This is a genomic window from Flavobacterium granuli (assembly GCF_900129705.1).
GTDB lineage: Bacteria > Bacteroidota > Bacteroidia > Flavobacteriales > Flavobacteriaceae > Flavobacterium > Flavobacterium granuli.
In genome coordinates this window covers 149092-169962 of the sequence record NZ_FQWO01000006.1, presented here as the reverse complement: position 1 = coordinate 169962, position 20871 = coordinate 149092, and the positions used below count along the sequence as shown (strand labels likewise).

At 36.6% G+C, this 20871-nt stretch carries 18 protein-coding genes and 1 riboswitch; all 18 genes read right to left on the bottom strand.

All coding sequences use genetic code 11. The features are described from left to right. Positions 1 to 4: 4 nt before the first annotated feature. The 18 genes from BUB25_RS10000 to BUB25_RS09915 all read right to left on the bottom strand — a co-directional run bounded on the left by BUB25_RS10000 (position 5) and on the right by BUB25_RS09915 (position 20807). The gene (locus BUB25_RS10000) at positions 5 to 490 is read right to left on the bottom strand and encodes a hypothetical protein (protein WP_072943722.1); all 486 of its coding nucleotides are present in this window, start codon (positions 488 to 490) and stop codon (positions 5 to 7) included. Positions 491 to 598: 108 nt separating this feature from the next. Next, positions 599 to 1555, bottom strand: a complete 957-nt coding sequence (metF, locus tag BUB25_RS09995; RefSeq protein ID WP_072943720.1) for a methylenetetrahydrofolate reductase [NAD(P)H] — start codon at positions 1553 to 1555, stop codon at positions 599 to 601. A 79-nt stretch (positions 1556 to 1634) separates the two neighbouring features. Further along, complete coding sequence (metH, locus tag BUB25_RS09990) at positions 1635 to 4316, bottom strand: methionine synthase (protein WP_072943718.1); 2682 nt, start codon at positions 4314 to 4316, stop codon at positions 1635 to 1637. Between the two features lie 183 nt (positions 4317 to 4499). After that, positions 4500 to 4946, bottom strand: a complete 447-nt coding sequence (locus tag BUB25_RS09985; protein ID WP_072943715.1) for a hypothetical protein — start codon at positions 4944 to 4946, stop codon at positions 4500 to 4502. Positions 4947 to 4964: 18 nt separating this feature from the next. Then, entirely contained in the window at positions 4965 to 5966 is a 1002-nt protein-coding gene (locus tag BUB25_RS09980; protein ID WP_072943713.1) for a homocysteine S-methyltransferase family protein, read from the bottom strand. Between the two features lie 226 nt (positions 5967 to 6192). Then, positions 6193 to 6314, bottom strand: a riboswitch (SAM riboswitch). 92 nt (positions 6315 to 6406) lie between these two features. Next, a complete protein-coding gene (locus BUB25_RS09975; RefSeq protein ID WP_072943711.1) occupies positions 6407 to 7459 on the bottom strand; it encodes an NAD(P)/FAD-dependent oxidoreductase in 1053 nt (350 codons plus the stop codon). A gap of 177 nt (positions 7460 to 7636) precedes the next feature. Continuing rightward, positions 7637 to 8212 carry a precorrin-2 dehydrogenase/sirohydrochlorin ferrochelatase family protein gene (locus BUB25_RS09970; protein WP_072943708.1) on the bottom strand — a complete coding sequence of 192 codons (576 nt, stop codon included), beginning with the start codon at positions 8210 to 8212 and terminating at the stop codon, positions 7637 to 7639. After that, the gene (gene cobA / locus BUB25_RS09965; protein WP_072943706.1) at positions 8199 to 8990 is read right to left on the bottom strand and encodes a uroporphyrinogen-III C-methyltransferase; all 792 of its coding nucleotides are present in this window, start codon (positions 8988 to 8990) and stop codon (positions 8199 to 8201) included. Before cobA ends, BUB25_RS09970 begins: the two co-directional genes overlap by 14 nt. Continuing rightward, positions 8980 to 11073 (bottom strand): HEPN domain-containing protein, encoded by a 2094-nt coding sequence (locus BUB25_RS09960; RefSeq protein WP_072943703.1) that lies wholly within the window; start codon positions 11071 to 11073, stop codon positions 8980 to 8982. The genes cobA and BUB25_RS09960 overlap by 11 nt, the downstream gene beginning before the upstream one ends. Before the next feature lie 30 nt (positions 11074 to 11103). Beyond that, the gene (locus BUB25_RS09955; protein WP_072943701.1) at positions 11104 to 12348 is read right to left on the bottom strand and encodes a sulfate adenylyltransferase subunit 1; all 1245 of its coding nucleotides are present in this window, start codon (positions 12346 to 12348) and stop codon (positions 11104 to 11106) included. Between the two features lie 96 nt (positions 12349 to 12444). Further along, positions 12445 to 13344 (bottom strand): sulfate adenylyltransferase subunit CysD, encoded by a 900-nt coding sequence (gene cysD / locus BUB25_RS09950; protein ID WP_072943699.1) that lies wholly within the window; start codon positions 13342 to 13344, stop codon positions 12445 to 12447. Between the two features lie 83 nt (positions 13345 to 13427). Then, positions 13428 to 14129: a phosphoadenylyl-sulfate reductase gene (locus tag BUB25_RS09945; protein WP_072943698.1), complete on the bottom strand. Its 702-nt coding sequence runs from the start codon at positions 14127 to 14129 to the stop codon at positions 13428 to 13430. Positions 14130 to 14143: 14 nt separating this feature from the next. Next, complete coding sequence (locus BUB25_RS09940) at positions 14144 to 15046, bottom strand: sulfite exporter TauE/SafE family protein (RefSeq protein WP_072943696.1); 903 nt, start codon at positions 15044 to 15046, stop codon at positions 14144 to 14146. Positions 15047 to 15154: 108 nt separating this feature from the next. Continuing rightward, positions 15155 to 15565 carry an RrF2 family transcriptional regulator gene (locus tag BUB25_RS09935; protein ID WP_072943694.1) on the bottom strand — a complete coding sequence of 137 codons (411 nt, stop codon included), beginning with the start codon at positions 15563 to 15565 and terminating at the stop codon, positions 15155 to 15157. Positions 15566 to 15698: 133 nt separating this feature from the next. Then, positions 15699 to 16871 (bottom strand): trans-sulfuration enzyme family protein, encoded by a 1173-nt coding sequence (locus tag BUB25_RS09930; protein WP_072943691.1) that lies wholly within the window; start codon positions 16869 to 16871, stop codon positions 15699 to 15701. Between the two features lie 23 nt (positions 16872 to 16894). Next, positions 16895 to 17329, bottom strand: a complete 435-nt coding sequence (locus BUB25_RS09925) for an OsmC family protein (protein ID WP_072943689.1) — start codon at positions 17327 to 17329, stop codon at positions 16895 to 16897. Between the two features lie 78 nt (positions 17330 to 17407). Next, positions 17408 to 19822 (bottom strand): bifunctional aspartate kinase/homoserine dehydrogenase I, encoded by a 2415-nt coding sequence (gene thrA, locus BUB25_RS09920; RefSeq protein ID WP_072943687.1) that lies wholly within the window; start codon positions 19820 to 19822, stop codon positions 17408 to 17410. Between the two features lie 4 nt (positions 19823 to 19826). Next, positions 19827 to 20807, bottom strand: a complete 981-nt coding sequence (locus BUB25_RS09915) for an alpha/beta fold hydrolase (protein WP_244533819.1) — start codon at positions 20805 to 20807, stop codon at positions 19827 to 19829. Positions 20808 to 20871: the final 64 nt, after the last annotated feature.

Sequence of the window (20871 nt, the reverse complement as noted above, 5' to 3'; positions counted from 1 at the left end):
CTTATTAGCTTTTTGGCAAAGGAGCACCCACGGCTATATCACATCGATGTCCATCTTTGCCGTGCGGCGGATTCATGCCTTCCGGAGTTTCGGTATCAGCTGTGCTTGTAGACAATAAAGCCGGTACGGGCTGTTGTACATTAATCTGTTGTGAAACCTGACCCGTTGTAGCTGCGGCAGCCGGACTTGCGGCAGTTGGCGTTGCAGCTTTGGAATTCAATGGCGCTCCAACAGGGATGTCACATCGATGTCCTGGTTGACCATGAGCCGGATTCATTCCCTTAGCTACAGAAACTGGAGCTGTTGCAGTCGTAGTACTTACACCTTGCTGATTAGCGGTTGTTGTTGCAACTTGATTGTCAACCGGTGTCACATTCTGATAAAAGGGCACCACATTTGTCGAACTATTATTAACCTCTTTTTTGCTTTCCTCTTTACAAGAAGTCAATGCAATAAAAGAAGCAAAAATGAAGTAAAAATTAGATCTCATAGCTACATTTATTTTTTATTGAATTCAAATATAAGCCTTTAAAATACCTATCCAAAATAAAATTTATATTTAATGCAATCGATCCTTTGGCAACAACCTACTATTTTCTTAAAAAACCCTAGAAGCTATTTGGCGGATATTCTCTGATTTCCCCATAGAATAATAATGCAAAACAGGAACTCCGGCAGCCTTTAACTCCAGCGACTGCTGAATTGCCCATTCTATACCCACTTGTCTGATTTCAGTATTATTCTTGCATTGGTCTACCGCATGAATTAAATCTTCAGGTAAATCAATGCGAAAAATTTGTGGCAATATCTGCAAATGCCTTTGTACTGCTAGAGGTTTTATTCCCGGAATAATAGGAACTGTGATGCCCATTTCTCTGGCTTTGGCAACAAACTGAAAATACTTCTCGTTGTCAAAAAACATTTGAGTTACCACATAATCCGCTCCCGCATCGACTTTCTCTTTCAGCCTTTTCAAGTCGGAAAGCAAAGATGGTGATTCCAAATGTTTCTCGGGATAACCCGCAACACCAATACAAAAATCAGCCTTGTTATCTACATGCATTACATCGTGCAAATATTTCCCATCATTCAACTTGTTAATTTGTTGAACCAAATCAATAGCAAAGTTATTCCCGCCTTCTTTAGCAACGAAAGATTGCTCATCTTTCATCGCATCACCGCGCAATGCCATAACATTATTAATCCCTAAATAATGACAATCTACCAATAAATACTCGGTTTCTTCTTTTGTAAAACCACCACAAAGTACATGAGGAACAGTGTCTACATTGTACTTATGTTTTATCGAAGCACAAATTCCCAAGGTTCCAGGACGCATTCTGGTTAATTTTTTATCTAATAATCCATTGCCTTTTTCAACATAAATATACTCTTCACGCGAAGTAGTCACATCAATAAATGGTGGCTTGAACTCCATCAAAGGATCAATATTATCGTATAATTCCTGAATGCTTTTTCCTTTTTGTGGCGGAATAATTTCGAAAGAAAATAAGGTCTCTCCCTTGGCATTTTCTATATGTTCTGTTACTTTCATTATAAAGTCTTAAAGTTTGAAAGTCGAAGGTCGAAAGTCATGTCCTTTTGACTTTATGACTTTTGACTTTACGACTAATTTAGTCTGCAATATTTGGATTTAACCATTTCATGGCCTTATCTGTAGAAATACTTCTACGTTTGGCGTAATCAATCACTTGGTCTTCTTTAATTTTTCCAAGTCCGAAATACTTACTCTCTGGGTTTCCAAAATAATATCCAGAAACTGACGAAGCCGGCCACATCGCCATACTTTCAGTCAAGGTTACTCCAATTTCTTGTTCAACATTTAATAATTTCCAAATCGTTGGTTTTTCTAAATGATCCGGACAAGCTGGATATCCCGGCGCGGGACGAATCCCTTTATAGGTTTCGGAAATTAAATCCTCGGTGCTCAAAACCTCATCGGCGGCATAACCCCAAATTTCTTTTCTTATTCTTTCATGCAAATATTCAGCGAAAGCTTCTGCAAATCGATCTGCCAATGCTTTGACCATAATCGAATTATAATCGTCTAAATCCTTCTCAAATTCTGCAGCCCATTCGTCAACCCCAAAACCGGTAGTGACACAGAATGCGCCCATATAATCGGTTTTACCGCTGTCTTTTGGCGCAATAAAATCAGACAAAGCGATATTTGGCGCTCCTTTCGTTTTTTGTGATTGCTGACGCAAAGTCAAGAATTTTTCCAATACTTTTCCGTTTTCATCTGTCAATTCAATATCATCATCGTTGACTTGATTCGCCGGAAAAATCCCATAAATTCCTTTGGCTGAAAGTTTCTTTTCTCTCAAAATCACTTCCAACATTTCCTGCGCATCGGCAAAAACAGAGGTTGCTTGTTCGCCAACAACTTCATCAGTTAAAATAGCAGGATATTTCCCAAATAATTCCCAAGTTCTGAAAAATGGCGTCCAATCGATATAAGGAACCAAAGTTTCCAAATCGACTTCAATTACTTTTGTACCAATAAAATTAGGTTTGATTGGACTGTAATTTTCCCAATCCAATTGCAATTTATTCTTTCTTGCCTGTTCAATAGTCAAGAAATTTTTATCTCGTGAACGATTCAAAAAGGTCTCTCTAAAGGCATCATATTCTTCACGGATGGAAGCCGCATATATTTTTTTATCCCCATTCAATAAGCTACCTGCTACCGTTACGGCTCTAGAAGCATCATTTACGTGAATTACAGTCGATTTATATTGTGGGGCTATTTTTACGGCAGTATGCGCTCGTGAAGTCGTTGCTCCACCTATCATTACAGGAATCTGTATGTTTCTTTTGTCTAACTCCTTGGCTAAATAAACCATTTCATCAAGCGAAGGAGTAATCAATCCGCTTAAACCAATGATATCAACGTTGTGTTCTATAGCCGCTGCAATAATTTTCTCAGGTGCCACCATAACACCTAAATCTACAATCTCATAATTATTACAAGCCAAAACTACTGACACAATATTTTTTCCAATGTCGTGTACATCCCCTTTTACGGTTGCCATCAGGATTTTACCGTTGCCTTGTTTATCTCCTACTTGCTTACTTGCTTCGATAAAAGGCAATAGATAAGCCACCGCTTTTTTCATTACTCGGGCTGATTTTACCACCTGAGGCAAGAACATTTTTCCGGAACCAAATAAATCTCCCACAACATTCATTCCCGCCATCAAATTGATTTCGATAACTTCAATTGGTTTTGTTGCCGCCAATCGAGCTTCTTCGACATCAATTTCTATAAACGCATCGATTCCTTTTACCAAGGAATGCGTAATTCTTTCCTGAACTGTTCCCGAACGCCATTCTTGGATCGCTTTTTCATTGTTTTTGCTATCTCCTTTTACATTTTCGGCAAAGTCCAATAACCTTTCGGTTGCATCATCGCGTCTATTCAGGATTACATCTTCAACGTGTTCCAATAAATCTTTCGGAATTTCGTCATAAATAGAAAGCATTTCCGGATTCACGATTCCCATCGTCATCCCATTTTGGATCGCGTGATATAAGAATACCGAGTGCATTGCTTCACGTACCGTATCATTCCCTCTAAAAGAAAACGAAACATTACTTACCCCACCACTAATATGCGCGTGTGGCAGATTTTCTCGAACCCATTTAGTTCCTCTAAAGAAATCCAATGCATTAAGACGGTGTTCTTCCATTCCTGTTGCTACCGGAAATATATTCAAATCGAAGATGATGTCTTGTGGTGGAAAACCAACTTTGTTGACCAAAATATCATAAGAACGCTGGCAAATTTCCACTCGACGTTCATAATTATCGGCCTGACCTACCTCATCAAATGCCATGATAATGGCAGCGGCTCCGTAGCGTTTGATTAATTTGGCATGATGAATAAATTGCTCTTCTCCCTCTTTTAAAGAAATAGAATTTACCACACATTTCCCTTGCGCCACTTTTAAACCCGCTTCGATAATATGCCATTTAGAGCTGTCAATCATAATGGGCACACGAGAAATATCCGGCTCAGCAGCAATCAGGTTCAGGAATTTTGTCATGGCATATTCGCCATCGAGCATTCCTTCGTCCATATTAATGTCGATGATTTGTGCGCCTCCTTCTACTTGCTCTTTAGCAATGCTAAGTGCTTCTTCGTATTTTTCTTCCTTTATTAATCGAAGGAATTTTCTAGAGCCTGTTACATTGGTTCTCTCACCAACATTTACAAATACGCTATCTGGCGTAATGATTAAAGGCTCTAATCCTGATAATACAAGGTTTCTTCTCTTTTCTGCTTGTGCCATTTTTTTATTTTTTTATTTACAACAACGGAATAAATTCCGTTGCTACAAAATGGGTCGTTCCTATGGAACTCTCATGTTGCTAGCGCGAGCATCCCGCTCGTGCGTATTTATTTTTTTTAATATTTTACCCGCCGTTGTTTGTTGACTCGAGTGGGACACTCACGCTAACTGGTAGCTACAAAATTATTTCCATTTTGACTTTTCTATATATTTACAGCTCACACCAGCATCATATATATAATATTTCGATTTAGTAAAACCGGCTTTAACAAGAGTAATTGAATCTGGTTTTAATTCTTCATTTAAAATAATATAGTTTGCTCTTGGGTTCTTTAAATCATATTTAACTTTGTAATATTTTTTTAGAATTAAATTATTGTTCCCAGTTACTTTCATCGATGATAAAATTTTTCCATCCTTATAAAAATAATATTTTATATAAGTAGACTTAGGAAAATGCTTATACCTTGTTGCAAACCCAATCGTTTCTCCTTTAAATGTTTTTCTATAATCATCGTATTTATGATCGTCCCAATATCTAAGAAGTAATAAAAAAAGTACCGCTGCACAAAATATAATAATAGCCCAAGGATTAGTTTTGCTTTTTTCCGGCTTGCTTTCTTCTATCATCTAACTAATATCAAAATTTTACATCACTGCCGTTGAAACTCTCGGTTTATAATCCTTTGCGATATCAGCAATCAACTTGATATGCTCAGGGGTTGTTCCGCAACAACCGCCTATGATATTTACTAAATTATCGTCTAAATATTCTTTGATAAAAGCCTGCATTTGCTCAGGAGTTTCATCGTATTCACCAAAGGCGTTTGGCAATCCTGCATTAGGATGTGCCGAAACGTTGAAAGAAGTATTTTGTGATAAAGTCTGTAAATACGGTTTCAATAAATCAGCACCAAGGGCACAATTAAATCCTACACTCAACAAGGGAATATGTGAAACCGAAATCAAAAATGCTTCTACCGTTTGACCTGAGAGTGTTCTTCCGGAAGCATCGGTAATTGTTCCTGAAACCATAATAGGAATATCGATATTGCGCTCGTCTTTTACTTCTTCGATGGCAAAAAGCGCTGCTTTGGCATTTAAAGTATCAAAAATAGTTTCCACCAATAATAAATCAGCACCACCATCCATTAAGGCTTCGACCTGTTGCTTGTAAGCGATGCGCAAATCATCAAAGGTTACTGCTCTATATCCAGGATCGTTTACGTCCGGCGACATACTCGCTGTACGGTTTGTTGGTCCTATCGAACCCGCTACAAAACGAGGTTTGTCAGGATTTTTAGCTGTCCATTCATCGGCTACTTCACGGGCTAATTTTGCTGATTCGTAGTTCAATTCATAAACCAAATCTTCCAAATGGTAGTCGGCCATTCCTATGGTAGTTCCAGAGAAAGTATTGGTTTCAACAATATCGGCTCCAGCTTCAAAATAGGCAGCATGAACTGCTTTTATGGCTTGTGGTTGGGTTAACGACAACAAATCGTTGTTTCCTTTTAGAGAATGCGGAAAGTCTTTGAAACGCTCGCCACGAAAATCTTCTTCGGAGAAATTATAGCGTTGCAACATGGTTCCCATGGCTCCATCGAGTATGAGTATGTTTTTTTTAATTGCTTCTTGAATTGATGCCATTTCTTATTTTTTATAAATTAAAATGTTCACTATAACCCCTCTTTAGCCCTGATGGAAGCGACATCCTTTTATTCTGGTGTTCAGAATAAAAGATATAGCGCACAGCAGGAAGGATGTCGGCCGAAAAAAGGCCAAACATTCGCTCTTCTTACTGTTGAAAATCAGTAAGCTAAATATCGGTAAGGTTGTCAAGAAAAGTTTTGAGAAATACTGTAGAAGTATTCTTGTGTTATCTATCTTTAATTTCTGAAATAAATTCAGAATAAAGTAGAATGTAGCACCTTCTTTAAAAGATAAAGGGTTGCTAAGGTTTCATTGGGTCTTTCCCTCCGCCTTTCGTGATAACTTTCAATAAATATAGGAACGGTGCAAAACTAAGAAATAGCGTTACTACTTGCAAGTAATAACGCTATATTTTTTAACTAGTTTGTACTAAGTTGTTAAACTATGGCTTTAACGACTGCTTTTGGAGCTTCTTTACGAGTTCCATCAAATCCATCAACACCAGAAACGGTAGTATATTTCATCACATATTTTTTACCTGGATTGATAATCTGGTAGGCTGCCTGACACATTAATGTCGCTTCATGAAAACCACACAGAATTAATTTTAATTTTCCTGGGTAGGTATTCACGTCACCAATGGCAAAAATCCCAGGAATATTGGTTTGATAATCCAACGCATTATTTACTTTGATGGCATTCTTTTCTATTTCCAATCCCCAGTCTCCGATAGGACCTAATTTTGGTGTCAATCCAAAAAGAGGAATGAAATAATCTGTAGGGATGGTTCTTTGCGCTCCGTTTTCTTCGACTACAACCGATTCTAAATGTTCCGCACCATTTAGGCCAACGACTTCTCCCGGCGTAATCATTTTTATTTTACCTGATGTTTTCAATTCCTGAACTTTTTCAACAGAGTCCAAAGCTCCTCTAAATTCGTTTCTTCTGTGAATCAAAGTTACCTCAGAAGCTACATTAGACAAGAAAATACTCCAGTCCAAGGCAGAATCTCCTCCGCCGGCAATTACCACTCTTTTATCTCTGAATTTTTCAGGATTTTTGATAAAGTATTTTATCCCTTTGTCTTCATAAAACTCAATGTCCTCGATAAGTGGTTTTCTTGGCTCAAAACTTCCTAATCCGCCGGCAATGGCCACAACCGGAGCGTGAAATTTTTTGCCTTTATTTGAAGTCACAATAAAACTTCCGTCCTCTTGTTTCTCTATGGTTTCAGCACGTTCTCCAAGTGTAAATCCAGGTTCAAACTGCTTGATTTGTTCCATCAAATTATCAACTAAATCACCCGCTAAAACTTCTGGAAAACCCGGTATGTCGTAGATTGGTTTTTTAGGATATAACTCTGATAATTGTCCGCCTGCTTGTGGCAATGCATCTAATATATGACATTTTAATTTTAATAATCCTGCTTCAAAAACGGCAAATAAACCAGTTGGCCCGGCTCCTATTATAAGGATATCTGTTTTAATCATTTCTTTTATTAATTAGTCCCCTATTCCCGAAAAGGGGAAATTACAGGGAAATGTTATTTCTATTTTATCTATTCTATAATTTGTATGCAAATTAACGATCGATTTTTATTGAATTAAATGACAATTATCATTCGATCATTCTCTTTATTCTATTGTCTTTATTCTAAAATCTGAAGATTACTTCTTCAAGGCTTGGGTAATCTCGTTCATCTTTTGAACTTTCTCTTCAAAATTTCCCTTCAAAGTTTTGCGATATTCGTTCAAGTTTTCGACCATTTTATTGATGTCTTCGGGAATTACTTCTTCAAAAAACTCTCGTAATCTCTTGGCCGTTGTAGGCGATTTGCCGTTGGTTGAAATCGCAATTTTCACATTCCCTTTGGTTACAATTCCGCCCAAATAATAGTCACATAAATCGGGTGTGTCGGCAATATTACAAATCAAATATCTTTTTCTGGACAGATCATAAATCCTTTTATTCACTTTTAAATCATCCGTACAAGCAATAACCAGATGTCGTTTCTTCAACATTTTTTTCTTGAACTTTGCCTCAGTCAATATCACCGAAGGGTGTTTTGAAACCAATTCTACTAATTCCGGCAAAAACTTTGGCGCAACCACCTCAACATTGGCATTGGGACTGGATTTCAATAAGAAAGTCAGTTTTTCCAAGCCTACATTCCCTCCGCCTACAATGAGTACGCTGAGTTGGTGTACTTTTAAAAATATGGGATACAACTCATTCCTTTCCATACGCCAGTACCTTATGGTTTGATTTTAACTCTTTATAAAAATCAATTCTTTTCTTACTGTCTCCAACTACTTCTCCAATAACGATAATTGCCGGAGAACTTAAATTTTTCTCTGCTACCACTTTTTGGATGTTATTAATAGTTCCAATTCCTACTTTCTCTTCCGGTGTTGTTCCGTTTTGAATGATCGCCACAGGTACATCTCCTTTGGATTCGTTTTGGAATAAAGCCACAATTTGGTCCAGTTTACTCATCCCCATCAGGATTACCACTGTTGCCGTAGACTGAGCCGCCAAAGCGACATCTGTAGACAATTTTCTAGCAGAAGTGGTTCCCGTAATTACCCAAAAACTCTCCGAAATCCCTCTTTTGGTCAATGAAATCCCCTGCGATGCCGGAACAGCTATCGACGAAGAAATTCCAGGAACTACAAATGTAGGAATTCCAAAACTTTCTACGAATTCTATTTCTTCACTTCCTCTTCCAAAAATAAACGGATCTCCACCTTTCAATCGAACGACATGCCCATAAGTAAGGGCATTGTCTACGATCAATTGGTTTATTTCATCTTGTGTATACGCATGACAGCCTTTTCGCTTTCCAACAAAAATTTTCAATGCCTTCTTAGGAGCAAAAGATAATAATTCATCATTAGCCAAAGCGTCATACAAAACCACATTAGCTTCTGCCAATGCTTTTGCCCCTTTGATGGTAAGCAAATCCGGATCTCCCGGACCAGCACCTACTAAAGTAACTTGAGGTTCTATTTTATTTTTCATCTTTTAGGTCTTTGGCTCTGAATGCTTCTATGGTATCAAAAAAAGCGATGGCTTCTTGAATATACTTGGCAGCGAATTCCTGAGAGGGTTCGTTTTTATTAATTTGGAATACTAAATCCTTTAATGTGGATTCTAATGGAATTTTATTGGTTGCTACAAAAACCGTATCAAACAAATCGATGATTCCTGCTTGATGGTTTGTTTTTTGGTTTTCGGAAAGCAATAAAGCTTTGGCACCATTTACAAAACCAGCATAGGCATGATAAATTGCATCAGACCATTTTTTATCTTCGAAGGCTTCCTGCGCAAAAGTCAATTTATCTTTGGCTTCCAATAATAAGGTGGCGACCAAATCAATTACAACACCCGCACATTCTCCTACTCCAACTGCTTTTACATAGTTATCGGCATTTCCCCAATCGACAAAATCAGCTTCGGTAAGATTGGTCACATCGGCCAGAGGTTTCAAAAACTCATAGAAATATTTCTCGCCTTTGGCATCGTAATAATCCAAAAAGGATTGTCCGTTTGCATTTGCTTCGAAATCATTTAAGATAAAACGCAAAGCGTCCGGTCCTCTGCGGCTTGGAATTTTGATTACTTTATCTGAAAATCGGCCTGAACCGTTTCCTAAATTTCCGCCACCCAACAATACTTGAAGTGCTGGAGCAACCAATTTTCCGGCATTGATAGACATACCCTGAAAACCTATTTCGGCCATATTATGCTGACCGCAGGCATTCATACAACCACTGATTTTAATCGTGATTTCTTTATTATTGCTATATTTCGGATATTCTGTTTCTAAAACTCTTTCCAATTCCTCGGCAATTCCGGTGCTGCTTGCAATTCCTAAGTTACAAGTATCTGTTCCCGGACAAGCCGTAATGTCAGCAATAGTGTTATAACCCAAAGTGACAAAATCTAATTTGGCCAATTCCTGGTAGAAAAACTCCAAATTTTCTTCTTTCACATTGCGAATCAAAATGTCTTGTCTAAGTGTAAAACGCAATTCATTTGCCGCATAGTTTTTTATCAAATCGGCTAATAATCTTGCTTTATCCGTATAGAAATCGCCTAATAAAACTTTAATTCCAATCGCTACATAACCGGCTTGTTTTTGAGCCAAAACATTTGATTTTTTCCATGCTTCAAATGCCACTCTATCTTCGATTGTTACTTTTGGAGCTACCAATAAAGGTTCTGGAATTGCTACTTCAAAAGCTGTAGTATCTATTTCAACTGTTTGGTGAGACAAGGCTTTTTTCTCTTCATCAACCAATTTTAAAAATTCATCACGCCCAATATCTTTGATTAAGAATTTCATACGTGCTTTCAACCTTTTGGCTCTTTCGCCATAGCGGTCAAATATTCTCAAAACGCCTTCGGTAGTTGGAATAATTTGGTTTGCCGGAATAAATTCAGAAAGCAACTCAGCATGACTGGGTTGAGAACCTAATCCTCCGCCAAGCATTACTTTAAACCCTCTTTCGCCATTTACAATTTTTGGAATAAAACCTAAATCGTGTAAATAACTCAGCGCCGTATCTTTATCCGAAGAAGAAAATGATATTTTGAATTTACGCCCCATTTCCTGACAAACCGGATTTCTCAGGAAAAACTGAAACATCGCATGCGCATAAGGAGAAACATCAAATGGCTCGTCTACGTCAATACCCGCAGTTTCACTGGCGGTAATATTTCGTACCGTGTTACCACAAGCTTCTCTTAAGGTAATATCGTCTTTCTCTAAATTAGCCCATAATTCTGGCGTTCTGTCCAGACTTACATAGTGAATCTGGATATCCTGACGCGTCGTGATATGCAGTCGTCCGGTAGAATATTCATCAGAAACCTTAGTAATTCGGTGCAATTGCTCGCTGGTCACTTTACCAAAAGGCAACTTGATACGAATCATCTGTACCCCTTCCTGGCGCTGACCGTAAACTCCTCTAGCCAAACGCAGGCTTCGGAAGCGCTCGTCATCGATTTTTCCGTCACGGAATAAAGCAATTTTTCTTTCTAAATCGATGATGTCTTTTTCAACAATCGGGTTTTCTATTTCGGTTCTAAAACTTTGCATCTGTAGTTCGTTTTTTGGCAAAAATTAGTTTTATTTTATAAAACCAACTCCTGCAGTTGTATTGGTTGCGGCATCAATTAAAATAAAAGCTCCGTTAGATTTGTTGTCATTGTAAGCGTCAAAATAAATGGCTTTGCTCAATTTAATGCTGACTTCGCCAATTTCATTAATGGCTAACTGAGTGGCCGGTGTTGTACCCGAATAATCCGTAGCGATTACATTTTTCACACTGTCAATTTTGGCCAAAACTCTATTAGTATTGTGTTGCACAAAATATTTGGCACCTGCGACTAATTTTTTGCTGTCCATCCAACAAACTGTTGTTGTAATGTCTTTTTCAATTCTTGGAAGCTCATTAGATTTTACAATCATATCGCCACGAGTCACATTAATATCATTCTCCAATTCGATAGTTATCGAAGATCCTGCGGTAGCTTCATCAAATTGCTTGTCAAAAAAGTGAATATTGGTCACTGTAGATTCCGTCAACGAAGGAAGAACCGTTACCGCATCGCCCACTTTGATATTGTTCCCGTATAATTTTCCGGCATATCCTCTAAAATCGTGATATTCTTCCGTTTTTGGTCTAATCACCGTTTGAACAGGAAAACGTGCAATTCCATTTTCATAAATATCATTTGGCTCTAAAGATTCCAAATGTTCCAAGACCGTTTGTCCGGTATACCAAGGCATATTCTCCGATCTGTCAGCTACATTCCCACCGTTAATTGCACTTAGCGGAATATAACTCACGTTTTGTTCTTTGAAAGCACTTTTTGCATTTAAAGCTTGAAAATCAGCTTTGATTTTATTGTATACTTCTTCCGAATAATCAACCAAATCCATTTTGTTTACAGCAACAATAACATCTTTTACTCTCAATAAATTATTGATAAAAAAGTGACGGTACGTTTGCTCAATCACTCCTTTACGAGCATCAATCAAAATAATTGAAACCTGCGAAGTCGAAGCTCCAGTTACCATGTTACGAGTATATTCTACGTGACCTGGAGTATCGGCAATGATGTAACTTTTCTTAGCTGTCGAAAAATAAATATGTGCCACATCAATTGTAATTCCTTGTTCTCTCTCAGCAACCAAACCATCGGTAGCCAATGAGAAATCCAAGTAATCGTATCCTTTTTGCTTGCTGCTTTTTTCTATCGCTTCAATCTTATCTGTAGTCAACGATTTGGTATCGTATAATAATCTTCCGATTAATGTGCTCTTTCCGTCATCTACACTTCCTGCTGTTGCTATTTTTAAAACTTCCATTATATATCTTTGTTTCAGGTTTAAAGTTTCAAGTTTTAAAAACTCCTTACCTTAAATCTTTTAATTTTTAAATCCTTAAATCTTTCAATTGGCATTCTAAAAGTACCCTTGTTGTTTTCTTTTTTCCATCGCGGCTTCAGAACGTTTGTCATCGATTCTGGCTCCTCTCTCAGAGATAGTCGAAGATCTAATTTCACCAACCACTTCTGATATTGTAGCTGCATAAGAATCTACAGCAGCAGTACAACTCATATCTCCGACGGTTCTAAAACGAACAATTCGCTCTTCAATTTCTTCGTTTTCTTCTTGGTAAACAAAAGGAGAATGTGACCAAATCATTCCGTCTCTCAAAAAAACTTTGCGTTTGTGTGAAAAATAAATCGATGGAATTTCGATTTGCTCTTCTTCTATATAACTCCAAACATCCAATTCTGTCCAGTTCGAAATTGGAAAAACACGAACGTTTTGTCCATTTTCAATTTTTCCGTTCAATAAATCAAACAATTCCGGTCTTTGATTTTTTTCGTCCCATTGACCAAAATCATCACGCACTGAGAAAATACGTTCTTTGGCTCTGGCTTTTTCTTCATCTCTACGCGCACCACCAATACAAGCATCAAATTTGAACTCTTCAATAGCATCCAAAAGTGTAGTGGTTTGCAAGCTATTTCTACTAGAATATTTACCCGTTTCTTCTACTACTTTTCCTTCATCAATAGCGTCCTGAACATTACGAACAATTAATTCGAGTCCCAATTCTTTAACCAATCGATCTCTAAATTCAATAGTCTCCGGAAAATTATGTCCTGTATCCACATGTAAAAGTGGAAACGGAATTTTGGCAGGAAAAAATGCTTTTTGTGCCAAACGCACTAATGTAATCGAATCTTTTCCACCAGAGAAAAGTAAAACCGGCTTGTCAAATTGAGAAATAACTTCTCTAAATATGTATATCGCTTCGCTTTCTAAAGCGTTTGTTTTTAATATTGAACTCATTGTATTTTATTTAAAGATTTAAATGATTGAAAAAATTTAAAGATTTCAACAATCATTTATAATTTATAATTCATAATTTAAAATTACTTCTGGTGTAAACCACATTCTTTATGGCTCGCTTCCCATGACCATCTTCCCGCTCTAATATCCTCGCCTTCAACAATAGCTCTGGTGCAAGGTGCACATCCAATACTTACAAATCCTTTTTTGTGTAATGCATTTTGCGGCACATTATTTTTCTCTAAATAATCTTCCACTTCTTTCAAGGACCACTTTAACAATGGATTGAATTTGATTATTTCGAACTTGGCATCGTATTCAAAAAGATCTAAATCATTTCTGTTTTCAGACTGTTCCGCTCTTAAACCGGTAATCCAAATCGAGTTCCCTTTTAAAGCTTTGGTCAAGGGAGCTACTTTCCTAATAAAACAACATTCCTTTCTATTTTCCACCGATTCATAAAAACTGTTTGGTCCTTTAGTATTTAATAATTCTTCGACCGCTGCAGCTTCCGGGAAATAGGTTTTAATGTCTATTTTATACTTTTTGATTGTCTTATGAAAAACATCATAGGTTTCTTGAAACATTCGACCTGTATCTAAAGTAAAAATATTGATTGGCAACTCATTCTTTGTGATAAGCGCGGTAATCACTTGGTCTTCCTGCCCAAAAGAAGTCGAAAAAACTACTTTATCTTTATATTCATTTGCCAAAAAAGAAAAAATTTCCTCGATGGTAAAGTCTTTTGTTTTTTCTAATAAAGTATTGGTTATTGCTATGCTCATAGTTTCGTTTCTCTTTATAATAATTTAGACAGTGTTTTTAAACTCAAAACAATAATTAAAATCCCTACCAAAATCATCATAGGTTTTCTCTTTATTTTATTGACCAAAAGCGCCGCAATTGGTGCTGCAATTACTCCTCCTAAAATTAATCCTATAATTACCTGCCATCCGTGAATTCCTCCAAAAAGCATGAAGGTAATTCCGCTGGCAAAAGAAACTGCAAACTCCGCTGCATTCACTGAACCAATAGTATAGCGAGGATTTCTTCCTCTACCTAACAATGTTGAAGTTACAATTGGCCCCCATCCGCCTCCACCTATAGCATCCATAAATCCTCCAAAAGAAGCCAAAATATTGAGACGCTTGGTTTTCTTTTTCAAAATATTCTTTTGCATTGACTTCCTGATGATCAAACAAGCCAAAACAATCATATAAACCGCAATAAAGGGTTTTATTACATCACCATCAATCACATCCGAAAGCAAATAAGCTCCAGTAATTGATCCCAAAACACCTGGAATTACCAAATGCTTCACTAATTTTTTATTAATATTTCCAAAATGGTGATGCGAAATTGCCGATGCCCCAGTAGTAAACATTTCGGCTACATGCACTCCGGTACTGCTGATAACTGGAGGAATTCCATAAGCCAATAAGAAAGAAGTTGACGTCGCTCCGTATCCCATTCCCAAAGTACCATCAACTAATTGTGCAAAAACACCAATTGCAAAAAATACCAAAAACTCTTGATTAAAACCCGAAACAAAACCGTCCCATGTAAACTCAGCATGATGGCTATAAACCAAAGTACAGATTAAGCCAATCAACAAAACTATAGGCACAACAACCCATAAGCGTTCTTTGAAAGTAACTTCCTGTTTTACTGTAATACTATCTCCATTTAATTCTGAATTCATCTTCAATTATTTTTTATTAAATCTATTATCCCATCGACTTAGTAGATTAAAAAGCAAAAGTAATACTTTAAATTAAATTTCAAACTTTTTTTTTAAATAATTTGTAGATTAAAAAGCAATATCTGCGAGCGTATTATTCTCCAGTATCATCAAGGTATTGTCTCGTACTTCGGTCATTAGCTTTCGAACGGCGCAAGTAGCTTCATCTGTACAGTCCTCACACTTTTCATAAAAGTTATGACTAGCGCAAGGCAACAAGGCAATTGGCCCTTCCAGTATTCGGTAGACATGGGCCATATTAATTTCTTTGGGATCTTTTATTAAATAATAACCTCCACCTTTACCTTTCTTGGCCCCCAGAAAGCCTGAATGACGCAATAATAATAAGATGCTTTCTAAAAATTTAATCGAAATATTTTCACTTTTTGCAATTTCTGCAATTTGTACCGGCGTATTATCTTCTTGGCGTGCCAAAAAAGTCAATGCCTTTATTCCGTATTTTGTTTTTTTAGAAAGCATCTTTTAAGATTTATGATTTTAGAATGAGGATTTTAGCTTTTAGATTTCAAAAAAAATCACGCTTTGTTTTCTTACAATTTTTAGTAACAAGACCAAATCTACAATCAAAAATCGTCAATCCCAAATCTAAAATTTATGATAGCGCTTGCTCTAAATCAGCAATTACATCTTTTACGGTTTCCAATCCTACTGAAACTCGCACTAAACCATCTGAAATACTTACCGCTAACCTTTCTTCAACAGATAACTTACTATGTGTTGTAGAGGCTGGATGCGTCACAATTGTTCTGGTATCGCCTAAATTAGCCGAAAGCGAACACAATTGAATTTTATTCAAAAAAGCTCTTCCTGCTTCGATTCCCCCTTTGATTTCAAAAGCAACAATATTTCCTCCCAAACGCATTTGCTTTTTGGCGATTTCGTATTGTGGATGTGATTTCAAAAATGGATATTTTACGCTGTTTACATTCGGATGATTTTCTAAAAACTCGGCAACTTTAAGTGCATTTTCACAATGTTTTTCGACACGAACCGCCAATGTTTCCAAGCTTTTAGACAAAATCCAAGCATTGAATGGGGACAAAGCAGGTCCAGTATTTCTGGAGAACAAATAAATTTTTCTAATTAAATCTTCGCTACCCACGGTCACACCGCCTAAAACCCTTCCTTGACCGTCTATCAATTTAGTCGCTGAATGCACCACTAAATGCGCTCCAAATTGTATTGGATTCTGAATATAAGGCGTTGCAAAACAATTGTCAATAATCAATATCAAATTGTGTTTTTTGGCAATATCTCCCAACAATTGCAAATCAATAATATCAACCGCAGGATTTGTTGGTGATTCTGCATAAAGAATCTTAGTGTTGGGTTTGATAAAACCTTCGATTGTTTCCGGTTTATTGATATCAAAATAAGAAGTTTCGATATTCCATTTTGGAAAATAAGTGTGGAACAAAGCATGGGTTGAACCAAAAACACTACTCGCAGAAACAATATGATCACCCGCATTCAACAAAGCTGCAAAAGTAGAATAAACCGCAGCCATTCCAGTTGCAAATGCATAACCGGCTTCGGCACCTTCCATTTTGCAGATTTTCTCTACAAACTCGGTCGTGTTTGGGTTACTAAAACGGCTGTAAATATTTCGTTCTTTCTCTTCTGTAAAAGAAGCACGCATGTCTTCAGCATCTTCAAACACAAAACTGGATGATAAATACAACGGAACTGAATGCTCCAGATATTGCGATCTTTCTAATTGGGTGCGTATGGCTTGGGTTTCAAAACCAAAATCTGATTCGCTCATTTTTATTTTATTTTTTTTATTTATTATTTTTTTGCCAATTCAACTCCATTCAAAACTACCTTATAATGTATGGTTGCCGTAGGCTCCAATGTTTTGGAAACTGAACAGTATTTTTCAAAAGAAAGTTGAGCTGATCTAGCCGCTTTTTCTTCATTAATGTTCCCTTCCAAATGAAATACCACATGAATATCCTTGAATGGTTTTGCCTCGCCCACTTGCACTCTTTCACCATCTACCTCAGCCTTAAAAGAAGTAATTTCCTGACGTTGTTTCTTTAGAATCGAAATCATATCAATCGCACTACAACCGGCCACGCCCATCAATACTAACTCCATCGGGCTTGGCCCTTGATCATCGCCTCCAAATTCCGGTCGGCTATCTACATTTACTAAATGTCCACGTTCGTTTTTTAATTCGAAATGGAAGTTGTCGTTTACTCTGTTTAATGTTATTTTCATAATACTATTTATTTATAGAACGCGGATTTTAATTTTATTTTAATGAATACTTGAAACTGATCACTGAACACTTAAAATTTATCCCTTATCTGACAATCTCAAAATATCTCCAAAAACTCCTCTCGCCGTTACTGCTGATCCGGCTCCTGCACCTTGAATCACAATTGGACGGTCTCCATAGGATTCGGTGTAAATTTCGAAGAAAGAATCCGATCCTTTCAAACCTCCCAAAGCAGTATCCGAAGGTACTGAAACTAATTTTACTTCAAGAATTCCTTTGTCGTTTTGTAAGTCTCCGGATAATTCGCCAATGTATCTCAGAACATGATTAGGCTGTTGTTCTTTTTTAATTTTGTTATAAATCGGATCAAACTCAGTCAATTTATTTAAAAAATCAGAAACATCTCCTTCGCGCAAATGCTCCGGAATCAGGTTTTGAATTTCAATTTCTTCAAATTCATTTTGCAAATCCAATTCTCTTGCCAAAATCAATAATTTACGCCCCACATCATTCCCACATAAATCTTCCCTTGGATCCGGTTCCGTATATCCATTATCAATTGCCTCTTTCAATATTTCACTAAAAGGAGCATCCTTGGCAGAGAAATTATTGAATAAATAACTCAATGTTCCTGAAAACACGCCTTTGATTTTAGTGATGTTTTCGCCTGAAAGATGCAATAATTTTATCGTATCAATTAATGGTAATCCGGCACCCACATTTGTCTCATACAAATAATTTTTCTGATTGTCAGCCAATGCTTTTCTCAGCTCTTTATAAAAACCATAACTCAATGTATTGGCCACTTTATTCGAAGAAATTAAATCAAAACTACTTTCAACCAATGGAATATAATTTTCTACAAATGCTGCGCTGGCCGTATTGTCTATTGCAATTAAATTCTCCAGATGATGCTCATTTGCATAAGCAATCACATCATCAATTGTATAAGAGAATCCGTTATTTTGTATTTCGTTTTTCCAATTTGGAGACACTCCATTTTTATTCAAAAGAATATTTTTTGAATTCGCAATCGCAAAAACATTCAATTTAATATCCTTTCTTTTCTCGATTGCTTCCGCCGATTCCAGGATTTGATTAATTAGCGTTCCACCGACTAATCCATGTCCAAAAATGGCAATATTGATTTTCTTTGAAACCCCGAAAATCTCTCCGTGAATAACGTTCAACGCTTTGTTCAATTGGTGTTTATAAACAACCAAACTCACATTCTTGCCCGTCACCGTATTATTGAAAAGTATTGGAACAATTTTATTCTTAATCAAAGCTGTATAAGGCTTGTGAAACGTGCTTAAATCCTGCCCTATAATTGAAATTACCGAAACATTATCGGTTACCGTAATTTTATTGACATCCTTAGAATAAAAATCATTTTCAAATTCTTTTTCGAGTTCAATCATCGCTTTAGTAGCTTTATCAGCGGCAACCACTAATCCGATTCCTCTTTCGGATGATCCTTGCGATATAATACTTACGCTAATATCATTATCTCCCATCACCCTGAAAATTCGGGCATCAACGCCCGTTTTCCCTAACAATCCGCGTCCTTCTAGATTTACCAGAGCCACATTCTCTAATACCGAAAGTGTTTTGATTCCTTCTTTGTTAGAATTAGAAGTGATTAGCGTTCCTTTATTTTCGTGATTGAAAGTATTCAAAATACGAAGCGGAATATTTTTTTCCAATAAAGGAATAATCGTTTTGGCATGTAATATTGTCGCACCAAAATTGGCCAACTCATTAGCTTCATTAAAAGTCAAATGGTCAATTTTCTTGGCATCCAAAACCAAATCCGGATTGGCAGTGTAAATTCCATCCACATGGGTATAATTCTGAAGTTCTTCGGCATCCAAATAATTTGCCAACAAAGAAGCTGTGTAATTACTACCATTTCTTCCTAAAGTTGTCGTATCATTATTATTATTTGAACCAATAAAACCCGTGACAATATTCACTGTTGTCCCATTGTTTTCCTTAAAGTGTTGGATCACATTTTTCTTCGAAAGTTGCTCTAAAGGTTGAGCATCTCCAAATTTAGAATCTGTTTTCAGCAAAACTCTAGAGTCTGTGAAATGTGCCTTTATACCTTTTGAAACTAAGATTGCGGTCAATAATTTTGCCGAAATTAATTCTCCCTTAGAAAGAACCTGATCTTTTATTTTAGTGCTATAATCTCCAATCAGGCTAATTCCTTCAAAAAGTTTTTCCAATTGTTGAAATTCTTCTGATAAATCAACTTCTTGATAATCTCCATTTTGATATTTTTTAAACTCTTCAAATAATGGTTTGTAATCCCCGTTTTTAGAAGCCACTTTTAAAATCTCTTCTAATTCGTCAGTTGCGTTACCGCGAGCCGATACTACGACTGCAATTTGCTCTCCTTGATTTACTTTATCGACTATTATAGAAACAACTTTACTGATCCCTTCACCATTTGACAGTGATTTTCCTCCAAATTTTAATATTTTCATTTTACTATATTTTATTATTGCCCTTAAAAATATCGGCAAGCAAATTATTTAATTGTTCGTATTCAATCAAAAAGGCGTCGTGCCCGTGTACTGATTTAATTTCCTGATAAGAAACCTTGACATGGAGTTTTTTTAATTCCTGATAAGTTTCTTTATTTTCTTTAGCTGTAAAAAACAAATCTGAATCGATCCCGATGATGTGAATCTCCGCTTCAATTTTGGAAGCCAAAACTTCAAATGACTCACTATTTCTGGTAATATCTATGGTTTTAAGCAACTGGTTCATCATTTTATAAGATGACAATTGAAATCTTTTTTGCAGCTTTTGTCCATGATGAAGCAACCAACTTTCGACATTAAAAATGGCCAATTCTTCGTTTCTGGTTCTTTGGAATTTTTGCTTAAAAGATTCCGGAGTGCGATAACACAACATGGCATGGGCTCTGGCATCTTCGATAGGTCTTGACGAATTATTGAGTATTTGCTCCTGCAAAAAACAATTGGCTATCAACCAATCTGTTGATTTCCAATCTGTAGCGATAGGAATCAAATGCTGGGTGATTTTAGGTTCTAAAGCAAGCATTTCCCAAGCAATTCCGCCTCCCACTGAGCCACCTATTAATGCATACAATTGGTCAATTTCTAAAAACTGAATCCCTTGAATAAATAACTGAGCAATATCTCTGGTCTTAAAATCTGTATAATTGTCTATTGTAGTTTTATCATAGCCATTCCCCGGTATGTTAAAAGCAATTACAGTATATTTATTAGTATCAATGGTTTTATTGTCCCCAATTAAATCATTCCACCAGCCATCTATCCCCACAACTCGGGAATTTCCGGTTAAAGCATGATTGACCAGAACGACAGGAGCTGTATGCAAAGCCGGTCCAAAAACTTCAAAAGTTAAGTTTAAGACAGGACAAACAACGCCACTTTCGGTGGTGAAATTTTTTATGGTAATAGGATTGAGTTTATTTTCCAATTTCAAATCTTTTTAAAATTTTGATCTGTGTCTGGAAATATTAGAAAGAAAAAGCTAGAAATAA

What these genes read in the sequence shown, in the direction of transcription:
- BUB25_RS09930 (WP_072943691.1), bottom strand. Translation starts at nt 16,871, where the DNA reads ATGAGCGAATCAGATTTTGGTTTTGAAACCCAAGCCATACGCACCCAA.
- thrA (WP_072943687.1), bottom strand. Translation starts at nt 19,822, where the DNA reads ATGAAAATATTAAAATTTGGAGGAAAATCACTGTCAAATGGTGAAGGG.
- BUB25_RS09985 (WP_072943715.1), bottom strand. Translation starts at nt 4,946, where the DNA reads ATGATAGAAGAAAGCAAGCCGGAAAAAAGCAAAACTAATCCTTGGGCT.
- BUB25_RS09940 (WP_072943696.1), bottom strand. Translation starts at nt 15,046, where the DNA reads ATGAATTCAGAATTAAATGGAGATAGTATTACAGTAAAACAGGAAGTT.
- BUB25_RS09980 (WP_072943713.1), bottom strand. Translation starts at nt 5,966, where the DNA reads ATGGCATCAATTCAAGAAGCAATTAAAAAAAACATACTCATACTCGAT.
- BUB25_RS10000 (WP_072943722.1), bottom strand. Translation starts at nt 490, where the DNA reads ATGAGATCTAATTTTTACTTCATTTTTGCTTCTTTTATTGCATTGACT.
- BUB25_RS09935 (WP_072943694.1), bottom strand. Translation starts at nt 15,565, where the DNA reads ATGCTTTCTAAAAAAACAAAATACGGAATAAAGGCATTGACTTTTTTG.
- cysD (WP_072943699.1), bottom strand. Translation starts at nt 13,344, where the DNA reads ATGAGTTCAATATTAAAAACAAACGCTTTAGAAAGCGAAGCGATATAC.
- metF (WP_072943720.1), bottom strand. Translation starts at nt 1,555, where the DNA reads ATGAAAGTAACAGAACATATAGAAAATGCCAAGGGAGAGACCTTATTT.
- cobA (WP_072943706.1), bottom strand. Translation starts at nt 8,990, where the DNA reads ATGAAAAATAAAATAGAACCTCAAGTTACTTTAGTAGGTGCTGGTCCG.
- BUB25_RS09925 (WP_072943689.1), bottom strand. Translation starts at nt 17,329, where the DNA reads ATGAAAATAACATTAAACAGAGTAAACGACAACTTCCATTTCGAATTA.
- BUB25_RS09975 (WP_072943711.1), bottom strand. Translation starts at nt 7,459, where the DNA reads ATGATTAAAACAGATATCCTTATAATAGGAGCCGGGCCAACTGGTTTA.
- BUB25_RS09955 (WP_072943701.1), bottom strand. Translation starts at nt 12,348, where the DNA reads ATGGAAGTTTTAAAAATAGCAACAGCAGGAAGTGTAGATGACGGAAAG.
- metH (WP_072943718.1), bottom strand. Translation starts at nt 4,316, where the DNA reads ATGGCACAAGCAGAAAAGAGAAGAAACCTTGTATTATCAGGATTAGAG.
- BUB25_RS09960 (WP_072943703.1), bottom strand. Translation starts at nt 11,073, where the DNA reads ATGCAAAGTTTTAGAACCGAAATAGAAAACCCGATTGTTGAAAAAGAC.
- BUB25_RS09970 (WP_072943708.1), bottom strand. Translation starts at nt 8,212, where the DNA reads ATGGAAAGGAATGAGTTGTATCCCATATTTTTAAAAGTACACCAACTC.
- BUB25_RS09945 (WP_072943698.1), bottom strand. Translation starts at nt 14,129, where the DNA reads ATGAGCATAGCAATAACCAATACTTTATTAGAAAAAACAAAAGACTTT.